Origin of the sequence: Chitinophaga sp., assembly GCF_039596135.1 — a bacterium.
Classification (GTDB): Bacteria; Bacteroidota; Bacteroidia; order Chitinophagales; family Chitinophagaceae; genus Chitinophaga.
This window is the reverse complement of record NZ_JBCNKH010000016.1, coordinates 86,032-106,345: the sequence shown is the minus strand read 5'-3', so window position 1 is coordinate 106,345 and position 20,314 is coordinate 86,032. Positions and strand designations below refer to the sequence as shown.

At 46.9% G+C, this 20,314-nt stretch carries 19 protein-coding genes; 14 read left to right on the top strand and 5 right to left on the bottom strand.

Annotation, left to right across the window (positions count from 1 at the left end; translation table 11 throughout):
• Positions 1–199 precede the first annotated feature (199 nt).
• On the bottom strand, positions 200–1,000 hold the full coding sequence (locus ABDW16_RS12815; protein ID WP_343670217.1) for a helix-turn-helix transcriptional regulator: 801 nt from the start codon (positions 998–1,000) through the stop codon (positions 200–202).
• A 181-nt stretch (positions 1,001–1,181) separates the two neighbouring features.
• On the opposite strand from ABDW16_RS12815, the gene ABDW16_RS12810 reads away from it, so the two are divergent.
• The 10 genes from ABDW16_RS12810 (at position 1,182) to ABDW16_RS12765 (ending at position 10,097) form a co-directional block, all read left to right on the top strand.
• Positions 1,182–2,009 (top strand): ATP-binding protein, encoded by an 828-nt coding sequence (locus tag ABDW16_RS12810; RefSeq protein WP_343670216.1) that lies wholly within the window; start codon positions 1,182–1,184, stop codon positions 2,007–2,009.
• On the top strand, positions 1,999–2,667 hold the full coding sequence (locus ABDW16_RS12805; RefSeq protein ID WP_343670215.1) for a response regulator transcription factor: 669 nt from the start codon (positions 1,999–2,001) through the stop codon (positions 2,665–2,667). The genes ABDW16_RS12810 and ABDW16_RS12805 overlap by 11 nt, the downstream gene beginning before the upstream one ends.
• A 15-nt stretch (positions 2,668–2,682) precedes the next feature.
• Positions 2,683–4,104: a tRNA (N6-isopentenyl adenosine(37)-C2)-methylthiotransferase MiaB gene (miaB, locus tag ABDW16_RS12800; RefSeq protein WP_343670214.1), complete on the top strand. Its 1,422-nt coding sequence runs from the start codon at positions 2,683–2,685 to the stop codon at positions 4,102–4,104.
• 58 nt (positions 4,105–4,162) lie between these two features.
• Positions 4,163–5,419 (top strand): sigma-54 dependent transcriptional regulator, encoded by a 1,257-nt coding sequence (locus ABDW16_RS12795; RefSeq protein WP_343670213.1) that lies wholly within the window; start codon positions 4,163–4,165, stop codon positions 5,417–5,419.
• A gap of 9 nt (positions 5,420–5,428) precedes the next feature.
• Positions 5,429–5,944: an LPS assembly lipoprotein LptE gene (lptE, locus tag ABDW16_RS12790; protein ID WP_343670211.1), complete on the top strand. Its 516-nt coding sequence runs from the start codon at positions 5,429–5,431 to the stop codon at positions 5,942–5,944.
• 45 nt (positions 5,945–5,989) lie between these two features.
• Positions 5,990–7,003, top strand: coding sequence for a hypothetical protein (locus ABDW16_RS12785; RefSeq protein WP_343670210.1), 1,014 nt, complete (start codon positions 5,990–5,992; stop codon positions 7,001–7,003).
• Positions 7,004–7,013: 10 nt separating this feature from the next.
• A complete protein-coding gene (secG, locus tag ABDW16_RS12780) occupies positions 7,014–7,364 on the top strand; it encodes a preprotein translocase subunit SecG (protein WP_343670208.1) in 351 nt (116 codons plus the stop codon).
• A gap of 65 nt (positions 7,365–7,429) precedes the next feature.
• On the top strand, positions 7,430–8,494 hold the full coding sequence (mltG, locus tag ABDW16_RS12775; RefSeq protein ID WP_343670207.1) for an endolytic transglycosylase MltG: 1,065 nt from the start codon (positions 7,430–7,432) through the stop codon (positions 8,492–8,494).
• Between the two features lie 42 nt (positions 8,495–8,536).
• Positions 8,537–9,460 (top strand): YihY/virulence factor BrkB family protein, encoded by a 924-nt coding sequence (locus ABDW16_RS12770; protein WP_343670205.1) that lies wholly within the window; start codon positions 8,537–8,539, stop codon positions 9,458–9,460.
• Positions 9,461–9,515: 55 nt separating this feature from the next.
• A complete protein-coding gene (locus ABDW16_RS12765) occupies positions 9,516–10,097 on the top strand; it encodes a redoxin domain-containing protein (protein WP_343670204.1) in 582 nt (193 codons plus the stop codon).
• A gap of 69 nt (positions 10,098–10,166) precedes the next feature.
• Here ABDW16_RS12765 and ABDW16_RS12760 read toward each other — a convergent pair whose 3' ends face one another.
• Genes ABDW16_RS12760 through ABDW16_RS12745 form a run of 4 tightly spaced genes read right to left on the bottom strand, consistent with a single transcriptional unit; the run spans position 10,167 to position 16,053 of the window.
• Positions 10,167–12,689, bottom strand: coding sequence for a M14 metallopeptidase family protein (locus ABDW16_RS12760; protein WP_343670202.1), 2,523 nt, complete (start codon positions 12,687–12,689; stop codon positions 10,167–10,169).
• A gap of 40 nt (positions 12,690–12,729) precedes the next feature.
• Entirely contained in the window at positions 12,730–13,116 is a 387-nt protein-coding gene (locus tag ABDW16_RS12755) for a hypothetical protein (RefSeq protein ID WP_343670201.1), read from the bottom strand.
• 43 nt (positions 13,117–13,159) lie between these two features.
• The gene (locus ABDW16_RS12750) at positions 13,160–13,336 is read right to left on the bottom strand and encodes a hypothetical protein (RefSeq protein ID WP_343670200.1); all 177 of its coding nucleotides are present in this window, start codon (positions 13,334–13,336) and stop codon (positions 13,160–13,162) included.
• A gap of 14 nt (positions 13,337–13,350) precedes the next feature.
• A complete protein-coding gene (locus tag ABDW16_RS12745; RefSeq protein WP_343670199.1) occupies positions 13,351–16,053 on the bottom strand; it encodes a TonB-dependent receptor in 2,703 nt (900 codons plus the stop codon).
• Between the two features lie 190 nt (positions 16,054–16,243).
• Between ABDW16_RS12745 and ggt the strand changes: the two genes are divergently transcribed.
• The 4 genes from ggt (at position 16,244) to ABDW16_RS12725 (ending at position 20,313) form a co-directional block, all read left to right on the top strand.
• Entirely contained in the window at positions 16,244–17,929 is a 1,686-nt protein-coding gene (gene ggt, locus ABDW16_RS12740) for a gamma-glutamyltransferase (protein WP_343670198.1), read from the top strand.
• Positions 17,930–18,004: 75 nt separating this feature from the next.
• Positions 18,005–18,409: a hypothetical protein gene (locus tag ABDW16_RS12735; RefSeq protein WP_343670196.1), complete on the top strand. Its 405-nt coding sequence runs from the start codon at positions 18,005–18,007 to the stop codon at positions 18,407–18,409.
• A complete protein-coding gene (locus tag ABDW16_RS12730) occupies positions 18,410–19,459 on the top strand; it encodes a hypothetical protein (RefSeq protein WP_343670193.1) in 1,050 nt (349 codons plus the stop codon).
• A gap of 2 nt (positions 19,460–19,461) precedes the next feature.
• Positions 19,462–20,313, top strand: coding sequence for a TraB/GumN family protein (locus ABDW16_RS12725; RefSeq protein ID WP_343670191.1), 852 nt, complete (start codon positions 19,462–19,464; stop codon positions 20,311–20,313).
• Position 20,314: the final 1 nt, after the last annotated feature.

Here is a 20,314-nt window from a genome sequence, read left to right as displayed (position 1 = left end):
AAGGAAGTGCTCTCTTTTTTTTGGCTGGCGCCTGGGGAGGGCGTTTTGGCTGGCGCCGGTGGAGCGGAAATGACGGCAGGGACTAAAAGAAGTTTTCTTTTGGGGCTAGCGCATGTGGCTGCATTTTGGCTGACGCCGGTGGAGGGGAAATGAGAGCAGGGACTAAAGGATGTTTTCTTTTTTTGCTGACAAATTCTCTTTACAATTTCTCATATTGCCTCGGCAACATCCCTGTTATGCGTTGAAAAGTCTTTGTAAAATGCGCCTGGTCCGCAAAGCCACATTGGTAAGCTACAGATGTCAGTGAATATTGACCACTACGAATCATCCCTACCGCCCTCTCTACTTTAATACGACGCAGGTATTCTCCCGCAGAACAATTAAAATATTTTGAGAAATATTTAGAGATCGTAACCGGGTGCAAACCTAGTTCCTTTGATAATTGTGGCAATGACAAGGGCTGATCCCAATACTCCTGCATCACTGCTTTTATTTTAGGCACCCATTCAGGAAATAGTTTTTCATCCGGTTGTATCAGGCTGATACAAATCTGCTCTATCGCCATCTGGCTCTGCGCATCATACAGGTAATGCTCCTTCATCGCCCTGATTAACCCTCTTGCATTCAACTGTGCCTCCGCATCAAACATCAGGGCTGGCGGTGGCACTTCCAGGTCATATTGTTTAAAAAATCCAGGTTCCAGCTCAAGATTGAAAATCCTCGTCCCCTCCTGGTATCCCGTATTCTGATGCGCAATACCCGGGTAATAATACAACCCCTCTCCCACTACATTGATATCCGACTGCCTCTCCGTCAACTCTTTACTACCACCACAAAGAATATGTGAGAAATGCGGATTCGCATGGTAATGCCACTCAGAAGTAAAGTCCCTGGCATAAGTCGTTTCTGTGGTAATTATATGGTTAAAGATATGTTCCTGAACCGTACGGCCCACATACGTACCTTTCTCCATCTGAACAGGACTTTGTTGCATTATCATTTATTCCTTAATTGATTATTACAATAAATATAAACAATCCCACATAGCTGACCACCTGAAAATTATTTTTATCCAAACCAACGTTGCAACCCTTTTTTTCCTTAGAATTGTAGAAAAATTGGGACAAACTTTTCTACTTCTCTCATAATTAACAGGATCTGACCCCTTATTCTCTGTAACTATGAGCACTCATCTGTTCACACACTTTATCCCCTCAACACCGTTACAAGCGGCTATGTATTTTATTGAGCACAAATCAGGGGATGCTACCGGTATGCTGCCCTTGCTCGGCACATGGAGTATCATTTTTATACTCATCCTCATGTTGTACAAAATTGAAAGTTACAAAAAGAAAGAATTCATTCTCCTCAACCGCATTCACGAACAACAGGAACATGAACTGGACATCCAGGAAGCAGAACGCCGCCGTATTGCCGCCGACCTGCATGATGAAATAGGCAGCAGTCTCGCCGCTATCAAAATGAACCTGCAAAGCCTTCGCTACAGCTCCGTACACGATGAACAACGTGCTACCTCCCTGCTGGAACTGGTAGACCAAACCAGTCAGAACGTACGGCGGGCCACCCACAACCTCATTCCGCCCCACTTCGAAACCACTCCCTTTACGTCTATATTACAATCGTATTTTTCTTCCCTCGATTCCCGGGGCACGATCGCCTTTCATTATTATTGCAATGCCTACCAGCATCACTTTACTTCAAGACAGGAATTACTGCTTTACCGCATTGTCATGGAACTCACCCACAACATTATCAGGCATGCAAAAGCTTCGGAAGCCACCGTACAGATTCTCTTCTGCCCTGATTACCTCGAAATAATGGTAGAAGACAATGGTATTGGCCTTCCGGCCGCATTTCAACAAGGCATTGGGCTCACCAGTGTACATACCCGGGTCAGGTCACTGGGCGGACAAATTCACACAGACAGCGGAAGGTGTGGTACTACCTTTATCATTCATGTACCCCTAAGCTGCGAACATGCCTGTTAACATCATGCTGGCGGACGATCACCGGCTTTTTACCACCGGAATCCGCACTCTTCTTACTACTGACCCCGCCCTCAGGGTCACCCATGTAGCCACCAATGGCCAGGAACTCCTGGACCTGCTCTGTGTGCGACTCCCCGATATCGTGCTGATAGACATCAATATGCCTGTCATGAACGGCCTGGAAGCCACCCGGCTGATCAGGGACCGGTATCCCAGGGTGAAAGTTATTATCGTAAGCGGGTACAACGATGCCCACCTCATTTCGGAAGCCATGCACGCCGGGGCACGGGGTTACCTTTTGAAAGACTGTAACGCCGACGACCTTTTTCATACCATTCACCTGGTGAACTCGGGGCAGACCAGCTTCCCCTTCCGCCCCCACCTCCCCGTTCAGAACTTCGACACAGACAACGCCTTTCTGCAACAATTTAACCTCACCCGCAGGGAAAAAGAAATTCTCCAGCTCATCAGCAGACAACATACCAATCAACAGGTAGCCGACCACCTGCACCTTAGTATATATACCATTGAAACCCACCGGAAAAACATTATGAAAAAACTACAACTCAAAACCCCGGCGGCTCTCATGAAGTTTATATTGACTCATCCATGCCATTCTGTCATTTTCGGATTTTATTGCTTAGTTTTGCTTTCCTAAAATGATTAGAAAAGAATGCTGGATCAGGTAACAAAAGTGCATGACGAAAACCGGCAGGGCGAGGCTTTCGCTCCGGAGGCTGCAGATATTCAGACTTATACCAGGAAATTCTACATAGAAAGTTATGGTTGCCAGATGAACTTCAACGATAGTGAGATCGTGGCTTCCATCCTGAAAGAAGAAGGTTATGGCCCTACCCGCAACGTGGAAGAGGCCAGCCTTGTACTGCTCAATACCTGTTCCATCAGGGAAAAAGCGGAAACGACTGTGCGTAAAAGGCTCACCGAGTTCCAGAAGGTAAAGCAGCGCAATCCCGAACTCCTTGTAGGCGTACTTGGCTGTATGGCAGAAAGACTGAAAGCCAAACTGTTAGAAGAAGAAAAACTGGTAGACATGGTCGTAGGACCGGATGCCTACCGTACCCTCCCTGCCCTGATTGAAGAAGCCGAAACCGGCCAGAAAGCAGTGAATGTACTGCTGAGCCGTGAGGAAACCTACGACGACATCAGCCCTGTAAGACTGGATTCAAATGGCGTAACTGCCTTTGTCTCCATCATGCGTGGTTGTAATAATATGTGTTCCTTCTGCGTAGTACCTTTTACACGTGGTCGTGAGCGCAGCCGTGACTACCGCTCTATTCTGCAGGAAGCCACAGACCTCTTTCAGAGAGGTTATCGTGAAGTAACCCTCCTGGGCCAGAACGTAGATTCTTACTACTGGGTAAACCCCGTGAACGATGCTGAAACCGTCACTTTTGCCAACCTGATGGAAAAAGTAGCGCAGATCAGCCCTCTCCTCAGGGTTCGCTTCAGCACCTCCCATCCGAAAGATATTACGGACGAAGTACTGCACGTGATGGCGAAGTACGAAAACATCTGCAATTACATTCACCTGCCGGTTCAGAGTGGCAGCAACAGGATTTTGCAGCTCATGAACCGTACCTATACCCGCGAGTGGTATATGAAAAAAGTAGACCGCATCCGCGAGATACTTCCCGATTGTGGTATTTCTACAGATGTCATTACCGGCTTCTGCACCGAAACGGAGGAAGATCACAAAGACACCCTGGAAGTAATGGCATATGCTGGTTATGATCTCGCTTACATGTTCTTCTACTCCGAGCGCCCGGGTACCCTGGCTGCCCGCCGTTATCAGGACGATGTGCCGGATGATGTGAAGAAGAGAAGACTGGCAGAGGTAGTGGAACTGCACAGGGGGCAATCACTGGCCAGTATGCAGCAGGATGTGGGCAAGACCTTCAAAGTGCTGGTAGAAGGTACTTCCAAAAGGTCAGCCGAGCATTTGTTTGGAAGAACCGGCCATAACAAGGTGATTGTTTTTCCTAAGGAAAATTTCCAGAAATGTGACTACGTTTGGGTGAAAGTAGACAGCTGTACCTCCGGCACCTTAATCGGCACCGCAACAGGGAAAGCGTAAGAAAAAATTAATTGGATAACAGCCGGGACTGACAGCGTCAGCCTCGTAAAATAAGGCTATGGATAATATACAGTCCATTAAAAACAGGTTTGGCATTATAGGAAATTCACCGGTACTCAACTATGCCCTGCAGGTGGCCGCCCAGGTGGCCAATACAGACCTGACAGTATTGATAGTCGGGGAAAGCGGCGTTGGTAAAGAAGTGTTTTCCAATATCATCCATTCATTAAGTGCCCGTAAACATAACCCTTTCATCGCTGTCAACTGCGGTGCTATACCCGAAGGAACAATCGATTCCGAACTGTTCGGACATGAAAAAGGATCGTTTACCGGTGCTGTCGATAGCCGTAAAGGTTATTTCGAAACTGTAAACGGTGGTACCATCTTCCTCGATGAAATTGGCGAATTGCCGTTAGGCACGCAGGCCCGCCTGCTCCGTGTACTGGAAACAGGTGAATTCATCAGGGTAGGTTCCTCCAAAGTGCAAAAAACAGATGTACGCGTGATCACGGCTACCAACCGCGATCTGCTGGATCATACCCAACAGGGAAAGTTCAGGGAAGACCTGTACTACCGCCTGAATACCGTACCTATCCGGGTACCCTCGCTACGCGACAGGAAGGAAGATATTCCCCTCCTGTTCCGCAAGTTCTGCCTTGACTTTGCTGAAAGATACAAGACCACTTCCATACAACTGGATGATGAGGCACGTAATATCCTCGTCAATTACCAGTGGAGAGGAAATGTGCGCGAGCTAAAGAATATGGCGGAACAGATCTCCGTACTGGCGCATGATAAAGTGATCACTGCCCAGGAACTGAGACGCTTTTTGCCGGAGCTGCCCGAAACACCCCGCCTGCCTATGCTTGCAGCACCACAGACTAAGCCAAACGGTGACTTTTCGAACGAAAGGGATATCCTCTACAAGTTGTTTTTCGACATGAAGAAGGATGTGACAGAACTGAAGAAGATGTTCTTCGAAGTACTGCAAAATCCTAACCTGGCTCATTCTGCTACGGCCAACTTCCAGGATAATCATATGCTGCACAGTTTTCATCCGCAGCCGGAGGTAAATACCAATGTAACATCTACCGCTATTGCCGCACCGCAACAACCGATCATTCTCCAGGACAATAATAAGATAGACCTCCACGAAGAAGTGGAAGAGACACTATCTATTGCCGACAAGGAAAAGGAGCTGATCGTAAAAGCACTGAAAAAACACAAGGGCAAAAGAAAAGATGCCGCACTTGATCTGGGCATTTCGGAGAGAACACTGTATAGAAAACTGAAGGAATACAACATTAACGAATAAAGTATTGCAATGACCAGATTATTTCAGGGGATAATGGCCATCAGCCTGTTGCTGATGATGGGTGGATGCTCCATTAAATACTCCGCCAACGGCGCCAGTATAGATCAGGGAGCAAAAACAGTGAATGTACGGTTCATCGATAACAGGGCGCCTATCAATAACCCAACCCTGAGCCAGAACGTTACAGAAAAACTGAGAACAAAAGTCACTTCGCAAACCAGGCTGGTACAGGTCAACGAAGACAATACCGACTATGAGTTCAGGGGTGCGGTGACAGGGTATGCTTTCAGTAATGCTGCCGTAACGAATGTGGATAAAGCGGCTACTTCCCGACTGACAGTGACCATCAACGTTACCTTTGTAAAAAGGGTGGGTGATAAGAAAGGATGGACCCAGGCCTTTACCCGTTCTGCTGACTTCTCGGCCACACAGTTGCCTAGTGCGGTGGAAAACAGCCTGTTAGAAAATACAATTCTCCCCCAGGTCGTGGATGATATTTTCAATAAGGCCTTTGCCAACTGGTAAAATGTAGCTTTCGTATTTAATTTTTTTTCATACTTTAGCAGCTATATGACCGCAAACAGGATCATTCAACATATTTTCCAAACGCCTGATATTAAGCAGGTTGACGAGCCAGGTTTAGAATGGATTATAACACAGTATCCATACTTTACGGCAGCCAGGCTATTATTAGCCAGGAAACAATATAGCGAACAAAAGAACCTGCTGGCGCCAGCTGTTAAGAAGGCACAGCAGTTCAGTAATAATATGCATTATTTTTACCGCTTTATCACTACAGATGAGGTGGTAGCGGCGCCGGTAATAGCTAAGCCGGAGCCGGCTTACGAGGCGCCTGAGCAGGAAACGCCTGCATACGAGGAACCCGTGGAGGAAGAAATAACGACCTTTACTACCGACGATGAGATCACCGTGACACCTGATAATGTGACAGTTACAGCACCAGAACCAGAACCGGAAGTAATAGATGAACAGGTAAAAGCACCGGAAATAACAAACGAACAGATAAAAGCAGCAGCGCCAGAGATGGAACCAGCACCGATTATAGTAGCGTCTGACCTTCCGGTAACCATCACAGCCGAAGAAGAAGAGCCAATCCGTATTTTCCCGCTGGAAATGCCAGCGCTTGAAGATAATTCGACCTTAACATTTCAACCGCTTTATTCAGACGACTATTTTGCTTACAAGCGCCTGAAAGACCCTGAAAAAGCAGATGAACTGAATGAGAAAGGTAAAGCTGAGATGAAAAGTTTCACCTCCTGGCTGAAAGAAATGAAGAGCAGCTTTGCAGAAAAGGCCAGTAAAGACTGGTACCGTCAGCAGATTAACATGAGCTACCAGGATGCAGACCCTGAAGTATCTGAGGCTGTAGAGAAAATGGCGATGGATTCAATCACACTTAATAATGATATGGTGACCGAAACGCTGGCTGAAATATGGGCGAAACAACACCAGTATAATACAGCGATCCAGATATATCAGAAATTAAGTTTGCTTAATCCCACCAAAAGCGCTTATTTTGCGCAAAAGATCAAAGAATTACAAATTCTAACAGACAAAAATTAACACATATAATATGTTATTGATTTTCGGTATTTTAATCATCCTGGCCTGCGTGCTGTTAGGCTTTTTTGTGCTGATACAAAACCCAAAAGGTGGCGGTTTGAGCGGCTCTTTTGGTGGTTTTGGTAATCAGGTAATGGGTGTGCGCCAGACTACCGATGTACTCGAAAAAGGTACCTGGATCCTGGCTGCTATCATTGCTGTACTTTGCATGACCTCTTCTATCTTTATTTCAAAAGGTACTGTAAAACAGCAGGAAAAGTCAGTGATTGAGCGTAACGTACCTGCTTCCGGTGGCTTGCAGCAACAACAGCAGCAGCAACCTATCCAACCGCAGGGTGGCGCTACTCAGCAACCTAAATAACCTGGCTAACTAAGCTATTATAGAACCTCGCCAACCAGCGAGGTTTTTTGTTACCTATCCTTCTTATGGCAAAGACAAAGAGAAGCAAATCAAAGCAACAGCAACAAAAAAGCCTATGGATCAGGCGTGCCCTGGTGGTCGTGATTGCCCTGGCCGCCGGAACGCTCGTCTATTTTGGATATCGCCTGTTTGGTCCAAATACCCGTGCATTTGGCGATAACAAATTCTTTTATGTCCGCACCGGCAGTACTTATACTGACGTACTCAGTGGCCTGATGGACCAGGAGATTATACGCAGCCGCAACAGCTTTGACTGGGTGGCGCGGGAACTGGGTTACCCGGAACGTGTAAAGGCTGGTAAGTATAAAATAACCAGGGGTATGAGCAATTTTGAGATTGTGAAACTGCTCCGCTCCGGCCGGCAGACGCCTGTGGTACTCACCATTACCAAGCTCAGAACCAAAAGAGACCTGATTCGTAAAATCTGTACTAACCTGGAGGCAGATTCTGCCACCTTCCAGGCGCTGATCAATGACAACGTGTACCTCAGGCAGTATGGGCTGGATACCAATACGGTGATGTGTGCGATTATGCCGAATTCTTACGAGTTCTACTGGAACACTTCTGCCGAGAATGCATTTAAGAAGATTGAAAAAGGAAGAGAAGATTTCTGGACTTCAGAAAGAAAGGAGAAAGCACAGCGTTTGAACCTGTCTATCGACCAGGTGACCATACTGGCTTCTATTGTAGAAGAAGAGTCCAATAAGAATGACGAAAAACCATTGATTTCCAGTGTATATTTGAACAGGTTCAGGAAAGGGATGCGACTGCAGGCCGATCCGACTGTGAAGTTTGCCCTGCAGGATTTTGCATTGAAAAGAATCAGGGAAGGACACCTGCAATTTGATTCTCCCTATAACACCTACAGGTATGAAGGTCTGCCTCCGGGCCCGATCTGTACACCATCCGTAAAAACGCTGGAAGCTGTACTCAATACACCTGAGACAGATTACCTGTATTTTTGCGCTAAATCTGATTTTTCTGGTTATCATGCATTTGCGGCCACCTACGCAGAGCATATGAAAAATGCCCATTTATATCAGGCAGCCCTGAATGCAAGAGGTATATAGTGGCGTACCTGCTTAGCTATGAGGAAAATAGAGTCTATCATAATGGCAATCAAACCTATCAGCTTCCTTATCCATAGGAGCAAGAGCATCGTATTGCCCGGGTTTGAGGGGTTGCCGTTGTATGATGTGATTCATTATTTCTTCAGGGAGATTAAAAACAAGAGTCTCGGAGAAAGGGCTGCGGCCATTTCCTTCAACTTCCTGCTGGCAATACCACCGTTTTTTATCTTTTTGTTTACGTTGGTACCTTATATTCCCATGAACAATGTGGAGGCTACCTTGTATGAGCTGGCGGAGGACGTAACCCCGAATTACAATACTTACATCATCGTACGGGATATGATTCATGACTTCCTGTATACGCATCACAATGGATTGCTGTCCATCTCGTTTGGGATGAGCTTTTTTGCCTCCTCGAATGCCGTGATGGGGGTGGCCCGTTCTTTTAACAGAAGGCAGCCGGGGTTCAGGAAAAGGAAGTGGTGGCAGAAAAGATTGCTGGCTTTGCAACTGACAGCGATCCTGGTGTTTTTATTGTTGCTGACAGTGGCATTGATTATTGCGCAGGGTACCGTGTTGCATTATATCTTTGAGACCTTGGGAATCCAGAATAAAACCATCATTTCACTGGCAGAAACGACCCGGTGGGTGTTGATTATCTTTTTATTTTATTCTATCCTCTCGGTGTTGTACCGGTTCGTGCCAGCTACCAACAAGAAGTGGAAGTTTATTACAGCGGGCAGTACGCTGGCTACTATCTTAATGATATTGGTGACTATTGGGTTTTCAGTGTTTGTGAATAACTTTAGTAATTATAATAAGATTTATGGGTCCGTGGGAACACTGCTGATATTGATGATTGCCGTTTACCTGAACTCCCTGACGTTATTGATTGGTTTTGAGCTCAATGCGAGTATTAAGTATTTAAAGGAGGCCCACCACCACTCATCCAATAGATTAAATTAATTTAACACATAAGTATTATCTTTAGTTCAACCGTTGCCCCTGTAAACCTATATTTATGATAAAGTCTCACTACCTGGTATTATGCTTTGTGCTCACCGCCATGCGGGTGGCGGTACTTCCTTTGGAAATAGGGGCCCCTATCCCAAAAGGTGATCAGGCACTCAAAGACATTTCCGGAAAAGAAATTACACTCAACAAAGCCAAACAAACCAATGGTCTTTTGGTCATGTTTTCGGGCAATGATTGCCCATATGTAGAACGAAACAAAGCCAGAACCATCGAAATATGCCGCTACGCCCTCTCCAACCAGATCGGCGTAGTCCTCGTCAACTCAAATGCCAATACCACGCTGGAAGCGATGAAAACCTACGCCCTCTCCCAGCAATACAACTGGTACTATGTAGCCGATCCTGCTGCTGCTATTGCCGAGGCATTTCAGGCTTCTCACATGCCGGAGTGCTACCTTTTTAACCAAAGCGGTATCCTTGTGTACAAAGGCGGTATTGATGACAGTCCGGGTAATGCAGACGCTGTTAAAACCCGTCATCTCAACAACGCCATCAATGATTTACTGGCTCAAAAATCACCTAAAGTCAACACTACGCCGGCACTCGGTTGTAATATTAAACGCTTTTAATGATCTGTTGGCAAAAAAATCATTAGAAGTCAACACCACACCGGCACTCGATTGTAATATCAAACGCTTTTAAAATACCATAAACAACGCATTGCCAAACAGCAATTTCCCATTTTCCCAGAAACTGCGGAACAGGGGATCGTCTGCCAGCATCACCACCTTTCCGTTCCCTACTTCCTTCACGCCAAATAATACGCCATCCCTGAGGCGCTTGCGTGTATCTGTACCTACAAAACCACTGAGGTAATTATCCTTTTTCAGTATTCCTACATTCCATCCCCCACCATCCATAAATTCATAGATTCTGTCATCCTGCTTCAGGGTATAATAAGTCTCTGAAAACCCAAAAGCCAACGGATGGGTATTATCCAGCTGTACCTTGTAAATAGCACCCGGAATGGCCTGTTTAACCCCATCCCGCTCCCTGTTTGCATAACTCTTCAACAGTGTATATTCATCTTTCTTATCATCCAGTCCCGGCGTTGCATCTTTCTTCACTTTTATCCCCCAATCCTGCTGCGCCACCTGGAACAGTGCATCCTGCAACGCAATCAGTTTGCCACCATTACTTAACCAGTCTTTCAGTTTGCCGGCATTTTCCTTATCTGCCAGGAATTTATAATTACCATCAGGTAAAATCAGCACGTCTACATCCTTCCAGTTTACCTGCCCCAGGTTACTCTCGTCCACTATTGTAAGCGGGTAGCCGATCTGCTGTTCAAAATAATACCAGATCTCACCTGCCGCCAGTGAAGAAACACCGCTTCCCATGGCCAGCACTACCCGCATCGGTTTGATATAATGTACCTTTTCAGAACCAAAATCCACACCCTTATCTACAAATCCGGTACTTGCCACATCCAGCGTTACACCCACTGTTTTGGCCAGTCCGGTCACCATCACATCGAAGCCCTCTCCTGCTGCTTCATTCCCTGCTCTTGTAATAATCAGGGTGCCGGCAGGATAAGATTTTCCCCCTGCTGTAAACGGCCCTTCAGCAAATCGTACTCTTATTTTTCTTTTTAATAATGCAGATAAGAAACGTGCATCTCTTACACTATTCCACCGGGCGAGGTATGCATAACTCCGCTCTGAGTTCACGGGTGCCGCTACCGGAATCAGTAAGGTATCGCGTTCAGGATTCAACGGCTCTTTCACTGCATAAGATTGTAATCCGTATGCATAAGGCAATGCCCATGCTGTGATATCGTAGGTGATAGAATCAGTGAGCCGGCTATCTGGTTCAAACAATACTTTCAGCAGGTTGGAACGGGTTTGCATGGCATTGATCACCATATCTTCCTTATCGATAGCAAAGCTTTCGGTTTTACCATTGAAATAGTTGAAGCCAGTGGCTTTCGCACCATTTGCGCCATACCCGAATTTGATATTATTACGTTTCAGCAACAGGGCCAGTGCCGCTAATTTTTCTGCATTGCCACCAGATTTGATCACATATGCTTTATAAGGACCATCCGGGTTATGACTTGCTTCGTAGAAGTAATTGGAAAAATCTTTCAGCAACTGTTGTCCCTGACCGGCAGCCACTTCTATGGTAGACATACCGGTGGTATAGTGGTGTGCTATACGCTGTGCCAGCGTCAGTGTATCACCATCCTGCTTCAGGGCCATGACACCTGCGCGGCCGCCACCACCCTGCTCATACGTCATGCCAATAGCACCATTATAAGTAGGATATGTATCACCATAGCTGGGATAAAACATATCGAATGTTTCCTTTGTAAAGTACAACCAGCCTTCCTTATCAAAATACTTTGCATTATTCTTTCCAATCAGCTTGAGCATATCTCTTTGCCATGGTTTAATGATATCGTGCAAAGGTTCTGCTGCAGGTGCAAAGTAGTAAGGAGCATCTATGCTTTGTTCATGAAAATCCACATGCACCTGTGGCATCCAGCGGTTGTATTGTGCTACCCGGGCCTGTGATTCGGTCTGTGTTTGCCAGGCCCAGTCACGGTTCAGGTCAAAGTAATAGTGGTTCGCCCTGCCACCTGGCCAGGGTTCTTTATGCTCCCTGCCGGATAGCACCGGGTCAGGAAGGAGGGTATGCACCTGGTTGTAATAGTTCACATAACGCTCACGTCCATCCGGGTTCAGGCAGGGGTCGATGATCACCACGGTGTTTTCCAGCCATTGCTGTTGCTGTGTATTGCTTTTGTTCGCCAGTGTGTACAGGGTTTTCATGGCAGCTTCTGTAGATACTGCTTCGTTTCCATGTACATTGTAACTGAGCCACACAATGACCGGATCGTTGCCTGCCACCTTTGCTTCTCCGCTTACCAGCTGTATATTATGCTGCCTGATCTGGTCGAGCCGGGCAAAGTTTGCAGGCGATGTAATGATTGCCATCATCAGCGGCCGGCCTTCGTACGTAGTACCATATTGTTCGAGCTGCATATTGGGTGTAGCGGTTGCTACTGCCCTGAAATATTCTAACACCTTGTAATGTGGTGTAAACTGTGCGCCTATGGGATATCCAAGAAACTGATCCGGCGAAGGCAGTGTTTGAGCAGAAAGGGAAAAAGTAGTGGCAAGGACTGCAATAACCAGTGTCAGTAAACGGTATTTCATCTGTTGTAGAATTACTACATGAAGATATGAAATATAAGTATCACCTGCTACCATCGCCCAACAAACCATAGTACTGCACGCAGTCCAGCTGCCCGTCTTCGCGGTAATAACGGAACTCCCCTATACGACGATCATTCCGCCAGTTGCCGGATTCTGACAGCACACCATTGATATAAAATAGCTGACGCGGGCCATCCAGCCTGCCATCCATACGGAAATAGCGCTCCTTCAGGCCACCGGAGGGGAAATAAATCTCCACCCGTTCCCTGTTGGGGTCCATCGATAATGTAAATACGCGTTTGTATACGGTGCCATCTTCATCCCGCATAATCTGTTTCAAGGTCGCATTGTCGGGTTGCTGGTTATTACAGTGCACTGCAATTATAAACAGCAATAAAGTGCCCGTGCATTTTATAGCTGTTCTCATAAGGTATTATGTCCCTTACAAACATATGTAAAAAATAGCTAAATCAAAATAACACGAAAGGGGTGAGGCGGGCCTCCCCCTTTTGCTGGAAATAGATTTCATTCAACGCGGAATGAAGGATGGTGATACCATTCTGGAAATAGATTTCATCCAACGCGGAATGAAGGATGGTGATACCATTCTTGAAATAGATTTCATCCCCGTTGGGGAAATCCCTCATTCACGAATGTTTTGTTACAATTTCAACTCTATCCTTGCAAATAAAAACCGGCCATTATACCCAAACTGGGTGGCCCGGCGGCTATACCTGAACTGGTTATTGGTAGTATTGGCCGGGTTTTTCACCAGGTCAGGGTAGATGTCCAGTACATTGTTGGAGCCAATGCTTACTTTGACTTCCTTACATAGCCTGTATCCCACCGCCACATCGGTGATCACTTTGCCGCCGTAAGTCTGGTAAAATGCAGGATCATTGGTAGCTTCTTCCACACTACCGAAATACACATTCCTTACAAACAGGTTCAATTTATTGACAGTATACGCCAGGGTGAGGTTCATCTTTATCCTGGGTACACTCCTTTCGAGATAAATTCTGCTGGCACGGCTGAAATAGATATTCTCCTTGCCTTTCAGCTTAGCAGATGAATGAATATCACCTACCTGTTGGGTGTAACTATAGGTGCCGGAAAGGTCTGTGCGGAAAGTGCCTTTGCCCAGCCGGGTACTGTAAGTAGCTACAAGGTCTACCCCCTTTGTTTCAGAATTGATAGCATTCGCAAAGAACGCCGCCCTGTTGGCATTGGCCAGGGAGAGCAACTGGTATATTTCCTTATCTATAGCAGAAGCGGTATCTGCATTACTGCCTGAAAACTGATCGGTATATACGATCCTGTCATTGATGCGGGTATAGTATCCATCCAGTGTGAAACTGAATTTGCCCGCGATGGTAGTGAACCCGGCACTCAGGCTCTTTGATTTCTCGGGTTTAAGTTTTGGAATACCCAGCAGTTGCGCAGGACGACTGTCATTTGTAAAGGTGCCTACTTCATAGGGTACGCCATCTACAAACAAGGTACTTGTGGAAGAATAATACTGCTGATGTAAGGAAGGTGCTCTGAAACCGGTACTGGCCGATCCACGAATGGCAGTGCCTTCACTGAGTTTATAGCGGGCAGTGATCTTGCCATTCGTGGTGCTGCCAAAATCGCTGTAGTTTTCAAAACGGATGGCACCACCTAATAAGAAGGCCCTGCTCAAGTTTGCTTCTACATCCAGGTAGGCTGCAATGGCCGATCGTGTGGCTGTAATGGCATTCTCTGGTCTGAACCCGGGGAATACCTGTGCTCCACCGGCCCTCGCTGTGCCATCAGGGCCAAAGATAGTATTGATAGGGCCTTGTGGATCCGGGATGAGAATATCATTCCCGTTGGCATCTACACCGATTTTGGATGCACGGCCATAGTCGGTATACGAGTTCTCTGCACCAGCTACCAACTGGTATTTTTCAAAACGATGCTCTGCACCAAAGGCGATATCAAAAATATCCACTCTTCTTGAGAAATCGAGGTTCGTGGTATTCTGTGCAAAGATGGGTCCACCACAGGTAAACCTGGTTGGAGATGCCGTCTCCAGCGATGCATTCAGTGAATGCTGTACGGAGAAATCAAATTCATTCCGGCCATAAGTATTGCTGAAATCCACCTTCCATTCACCAAGACTACCCCTGATACCTGCGCCAAAAGAGCGATCGTAAATATCACTATTGATCTCTGGCAGGAAACCCAGCGGATAGATCGCTATCACATTGCGGCTATCATTGGGCAGGCGGTACACACCTGCTGCATTACCAGCCCTGTAACCAATACCACCAAAGAAGTAAATTTCACCATTATTCTCCAACGGCAGATTTGCATTGACAAAAAGCTGTGCACTGCGTAGTTTTGACTGCCCTGCCCGCATCCGGATATCATTGCGGGTAATGTGGTTCGCCACCAGGAAACTATCAGTCCGATCCACACCACCGGGGTAAGCTTTGTAAATAGTGCCTACCCATGGACCAGAGCGATTGGTATAATTCCTGAAATCGTAAGAACCACCAAAGTTGATATAGCCTCCTTTATTACCAAGGGGAATACCATAATTGACACCGGTTTGCACCGTTTGCCCATCTAAATTATGATCTGCCTGCGAGGTGACATTACCACCGGTGGTAACGCTCACGCCTAACTGGTTCACGCTACTCTTCAGGATAATGTTGATCACACCTGCAATGGCATCAGAGCCATATTGTGCCGCAGCACCATCCCTTAGTATTTCGATACGATCGATGGCAGCAGTAGGAATAGCATTCATATCTGTACCTACTGCACCCCGGCCAAAGGTACCGTTTACATTGACGAGTGCAGTCGTATACCTCCGCTTGCCATTCACCAATACCAATACCTGGTCAGGGCCTAAGCCCCGCAGGGAGGCAGGGTCTATGTGATCGGTACCATCTGCTACCGTTTGCACGCCGGAGCTGAAAGAAGGGGCTACATAATTCAGGATCTGGTTGACACTTACCTGTGGGGCATCTTCCGCCACCCGTTTGATGTCTATGACATCTACAGGTACGGGGGTTTCTGTCTGGCTGCGTGGTAAACTGCGGGAACCCAGTACTACCAGTTCATTCATCGTAGTACTGGCTACCAGTGAAATGTTCAGTACCACAGCTTCTCCTGCCTTTACAGTAACAGGTTGATGTTGCGTTACAAATCCAACATAACTTACCAGCACGGTGTAATTGCCGGGAATAGTCTCCAGCGAAAACCGGCCCTGTGCATTGGTATAACCACCTTTGTTGGTACGTTCAATTTGTACAGTGGCACCTGCCAATACAGTGCCACTGCCATCTTTGACAATGCCTGTAATGATGCCTGCAGTTTGGGAAAATGCCAATTGTGCCGAAAAGACTAATAGAGAAAAAAGGAGGAATAGCCCCCTAAAATGGTTAACTGGGTGAATCATACGAGTTAGATTTTGGGTTTTATATTTAGATTTGTTCTTTGAAGTGGGCGAATATGGGCTACACACTTTAGGCTATTAACCAAAATACTAAATAGATACATAAGAATAAAATACGTTTCAGATGCGCACAGTACTACTCACGCTTACGTTGTTCTCCTGCACCAGTATTTATGCACAGGACGACGCTTTTCACTACAAAATTGAAAAAGAAACAAATGCTTCTCATGGTGCGGTAGTCTCGGCTCATCCCCTTGCCAGCCAGGCAGGAATTGAGGTTATGAAACAAGGTGGCAATGCCATAGATGCTGCCATTGCCACACAGCTGGCACTGGCTGTAGTATACCCGGCTGCGGGTAACCTGGGTGGTGGCGGATTTATGGTGGCACACCTGAAAACGGGCAAAAACGTAACGATCGATTATCGTGAAGCTGCACCGGCAGCAGCTTCACGGGACATGTACCTGGATTCAGCCGGTAATCCCATTAAGTCTCTCAGCATAGATGGCCACCTGGCCTGCGGCGTGCCGGGTACTGTTGCAGGGCTGTATGCTTCCCTGCCTTATGCCAAACTACCTATGAAAAAACTGATTGCGCCAGCGATCCGCCTGGCGGAAAAAGGCTTTGCAATTACTGCGGCAGAAGCACGCAGCCTCAATGCAACACAGGCACAATTTAAAAAACTCAATACTGAGGATAACGCATTTATGCGCAGCACTCCCTGGAAAGAAGGGGATATCCTGGTCCAGGAAGACCTGGCCAATACACTGAAAAGGATCAGGGACAAAGGCCGCGAAGGATTCTATGAAGGCGAAACTGCCCAGATGATCGTAGATGAAATGGAAAGAGCGAATGGATTGATCACGCTGGATGACCTGAAGTCTTACCGTGCTATAGACAGAACACCCGTTGTGTTCAATTATAAACAATACCAGATCGTGACCATGCCGCTGCCTAGCAGTGGTGGTATAGCTTTGCAACAGCTGATGGGCATGGTAGCTCCTTATCCGTTAACTGCATGGGGGTTCCATTCTGTAAAATCCATACAGCTGATGATAGAGGCAGAAAGACGTGCTTATGCTGACAGGGCACAGTTCCTGGGTGATCCTGACTTTGTAAAAGTACCGGTAAAGCAATTGACTGATGCTGCTTATATCCGATCACGTATGCATGACTTTGACTCGACCAAGGCGGGTTCCAGCCAGGTAGTGAAAGCCGGCAATATTCATGAAAGTGATGAGACTACCCACCTGTCTGTAATGGATGCTGAAGGCAATGCAGTGTCCGTAACCACTACACTGAATGGCGGCTATGGTTCTAAAGTAGTAGTAGGTAGTGCAGGCTTTCTGCTGAATAATGAAATGGATGACTTTAGCGTGAAACCGGGTGTACCTAATATGTACGGCCTGGTAGGGAATGAAGCCAATGCCATTGCACCGGGCAAAAGAATGCTGAGCTCTATGACGCCCACCATTGTATTAAAAAATCAACAACCCTACATTGTAGCCGGTACACCGGGTGGTTCTACTATTATCACGTCTGTGTTCCAGACTTTAATGAACCTGCTGGAGTTTAACCTAACGCCGAAAGAGGCGGTAGATGCACCTAAATTCCATCATCAGTGGCTGCCGGATGAAGTAGTGGTAGAAGAAGATTTTGAGAAAACACCATTGCCAGACCTGGAAAAAATGGGGTACAAAATTACTACAAGAGGGCACATAGGCCGCACTGAAGTCATTAAAGTAAACGCGAATGGACAGATGAATGCTGTGGGTGATAAACGCGGTGACGATAGTGCTGCTGGTTTTTAATACAATTGTTTGCGTTACTGGCAGCTGCCAGTAACGCAAATTGCCGTAACTTGTCCGCATAAAAATTTATCACCCGTGAAATATATCGCTCCATTTGCAATCATATTCCTCTGCTCCTGTGGTGCCGGCGATAAACAACTCCTCCATAAAAAATGGAGAGTGTACGATGTAGTCGTTCCACCCGGTTCCGGTTACGACATCACGCAAATTAACCAGGCAACGGAACTGAAAAGGGGTTACTACACCAATGTGTACTACCAGTTCCTCGACAACAACCTCTTTGTTGCCACCATCGATAACAAACCTGATTCCGGCAAATACAAGATGCTCAGCGCCGGCAAAGTGATCTCCATCACTGCCAACAATGGAGACCGGGCCTACGAAAATCTTGTTACCGTTGTGACCCTCGACGATACCCACTTTGACATGAAAGTGAAATCCGGCGATTACTACTTCATTTTGAAAACAAAGGCTGAATAAATGCATTTGCACACAAATTCGACCCCTGACAGCGTTACCTACATCGGCGGAAAGGAATACCTCTTCTTCTCCGGCTTCTCTTACCTGGGCCTGCACGCGCATCCCCATTATAAAGAGGCGCTCCGCAACGGCATCGACCTTTACGGAACCGTATTTGTGTCTTCCCGCATTGCTAACTTACGCCTTGATCTATATGAAGAACTGGACGATACCCTGGCTGATATGCTGAAACAGCCGGCGGCAGCCTCCTTTTCTTCCGGCTACCTCGCCTCACAGGCAGCTGTTCAATATGCTGCCACACTGGGTGAACTCTGCTACTCTCCTTTCACTCATCCTTCGCTGCGCTTTGGTAAAGCCAGTTTACCCAACCTGACCTGGGAGGAGTGGACGGCACAAACAATTGAAAAAGTGAACGCCTGGCCCGATCGTACCTTTGTGATCGTGGCCGATAGTGTGAACCCGCTCACCAGCACTATCAATGATTTTAACTGGCTGAATGGCATCAATAAAGAAGTGATGGTGGTGATTGACGACTCGCATGGCTTTGGTATATTAGGGCCGGATGGTGGGGGCATTGTTCACGCGCTGCCACAACATCCACCTCTCCGCTATTTACTTTCTGCCTCGCTGGCAAAGGCATTTAGCACACAGGGGGGCGTGGTCTCGGGTAGACTGGAAGACATTATCGCTATTAAAAAAACACCCGCCTTTACCGCAGGTACTTCATTGATGCCTGCCAGCGCCTGGGCATTTTTGCAAAGCAAAACCCTGCACCGCCACCAACGGAAACTCATGCAGCACCGCATCGCTGAGTTTGCAGCATTGACAGCTGCTATGCCCCAGGTGTATAATCCATTTCAATTGCCGATATTTTTAGTCAAAGCTCCTATTGAAAAGGAGCTGGAACGTAAAGGAACCATCATCTCCTCTTTTGGCTATCCTGATCCGGACAGCCCGGCCATTAACCGCATTATCGTGACTGCACTGCATCAAACCCCACAGCTGGAAACATTGCAACAGCAATTAAAACAAGCCTTCAAAACTGCCTGATTATGTTTACTACTTTACTCTGCCTGTTCACGACTTTTATGCCGGTAGCACAGAAAGATTCTTCTTCCCTGCTCTGGAAAATCACCGGCCATGGCCTGTCAAAGCCTTCTTACCTTTTTGGCACCATCCACATGCTCTGTACCGATGATCTCCCTTTTTCCGTCGCCATCGGCAAAGCTATTAAGGAAACCAAAGCCTTTTACATGGAATTCAACATGGACGATACCGAAGCCATGAACCGCATAGCCGGCGAAATGATGATGCCCGAAGGCTATTCATTCAAAGCACTGTTACCTGCCGACGATTATACCCTGCTTAGCAATTACTTCCGCGATTCTATCGGGGTACCATTGCAATCGCTGGACAGGATGAAACCCATGCTCCTCATGTCTATGCTGATGGAAAAAACCGCTACCTGTCCAAACCCGGTCTCCTGCGAAAATATGCTGCTGCTGCTCGCCAAAGACCAGGGCCTCACCATCCATGGGCTGGAAAAGGCAGAAGACCAGATCGCCATCTTTGATAGTATTCCGGATAAAGAAGAAGCTGCCAGCCTGGTAAAGACCGTGAAGGAGATGGCAGCGAACAGGGTGGAATATCAGCAATTGCTGGATGCTTATTATGCAGCCAACCTGAACCAGCTTCTGCACCTTATTTTACAGGAAGAAGATGTAGTCCGCTACCAAAAGCTCATGCTGGATGATCGTAACAACAACTGGATACCGGTTATCACCAAACAAATACAGCAGACACCTTCTTTCTTTGCCTGTGGTGCTGGTCACCTGGCCGGCAAGGGCGGGGTCATCGCCCTGCTCAGGAAAGCTGGCTATACAGTAGAACCTGTGGTAATGTAAG

Bases quoted from the DNA above. Each gene is read 5' to 3' on its own strand.
- ABDW16_RS12815 (WP_343670217.1), bottom strand. From the start codon at position 1,000: ATGATAATGCAACAAAGTCCTGTTCAGATGGAGAAAGGTACGTATGTG.
- ABDW16_RS12810 (WP_343670216.1), top strand. From the start codon at position 1,182: ATGAGCACTCATCTGTTCACACACTTTATCCCCTCAACACCGTTACAA.
- ABDW16_RS12805 (WP_343670215.1), top strand. From the start codon at position 1,999: ATGCCTGTTAACATCATGCTGGCGGACGATCACCGGCTTTTTACCACC.
- miaB (WP_343670214.1), top strand. From the start codon at position 2,683: ATGCTGGATCAGGTAACAAAAGTGCATGACGAAAACCGGCAGGGCGAG.
- ABDW16_RS12795 (WP_343670213.1), top strand. From the start codon at position 4,163: ATGGATAATATACAGTCCATTAAAAACAGGTTTGGCATTATAGGAAAT.
- lptE (WP_343670211.1), top strand. From the start codon at position 5,429: ATGACCAGATTATTTCAGGGGATAATGGCCATCAGCCTGTTGCTGATG.
- ABDW16_RS12785 (WP_343670210.1), top strand. From the start codon at position 5,990: ATGACCGCAAACAGGATCATTCAACATATTTTCCAAACGCCTGATATT.
- secG (WP_343670208.1), top strand. From the start codon at position 7,014: ATGTTATTGATTTTCGGTATTTTAATCATCCTGGCCTGCGTGCTGTTA.
- mltG (WP_343670207.1), top strand. From the start codon at position 7,430: ATGGCAAAGACAAAGAGAAGCAAATCAAAGCAACAGCAACAAAAAAGC.
- ABDW16_RS12770 (WP_343670205.1), top strand. From the start codon at position 8,537: ATGGCAATCAAACCTATCAGCTTCCTTATCCATAGGAGCAAGAGCATC.
- ABDW16_RS12765 (WP_343670204.1), top strand. From the start codon at position 9,516: ATGATAAAGTCTCACTACCTGGTATTATGCTTTGTGCTCACCGCCATG.
- ABDW16_RS12760 (WP_343670202.1), bottom strand. From the start codon at position 12,689: ATGAAATACCGTTTACTGACACTGGTTATTGCAGTCCTTGCCACTACT.
- ABDW16_RS12755 (WP_343670201.1), bottom strand. From the start codon at position 13,116: ATGAGAACAGCTATAAAATGCACGGGCACTTTATTGCTGTTTATAATT.
- ABDW16_RS12750 (WP_343670200.1), bottom strand. From the start codon at position 13,336: ATGAGGGATTTCCCCAACGGGGATGAAATCTATTTCAAGAATGGTATC.
- ggt (WP_343670198.1), top strand. From the start codon at position 16,244: ATGCGCACAGTACTACTCACGCTTACGTTGTTCTCCTGCACCAGTATT.
- ABDW16_RS12730 (WP_343670193.1), top strand. From the start codon at position 18,410: ATGCATTTGCACACAAATTCGACCCCTGACAGCGTTACCTACATCGGC.
- ABDW16_RS12725 (WP_343670191.1), top strand. From the start codon at position 19,462: ATGTTTACTACTTTACTCTGCCTGTTCACGACTTTTATGCCGGTAGCA.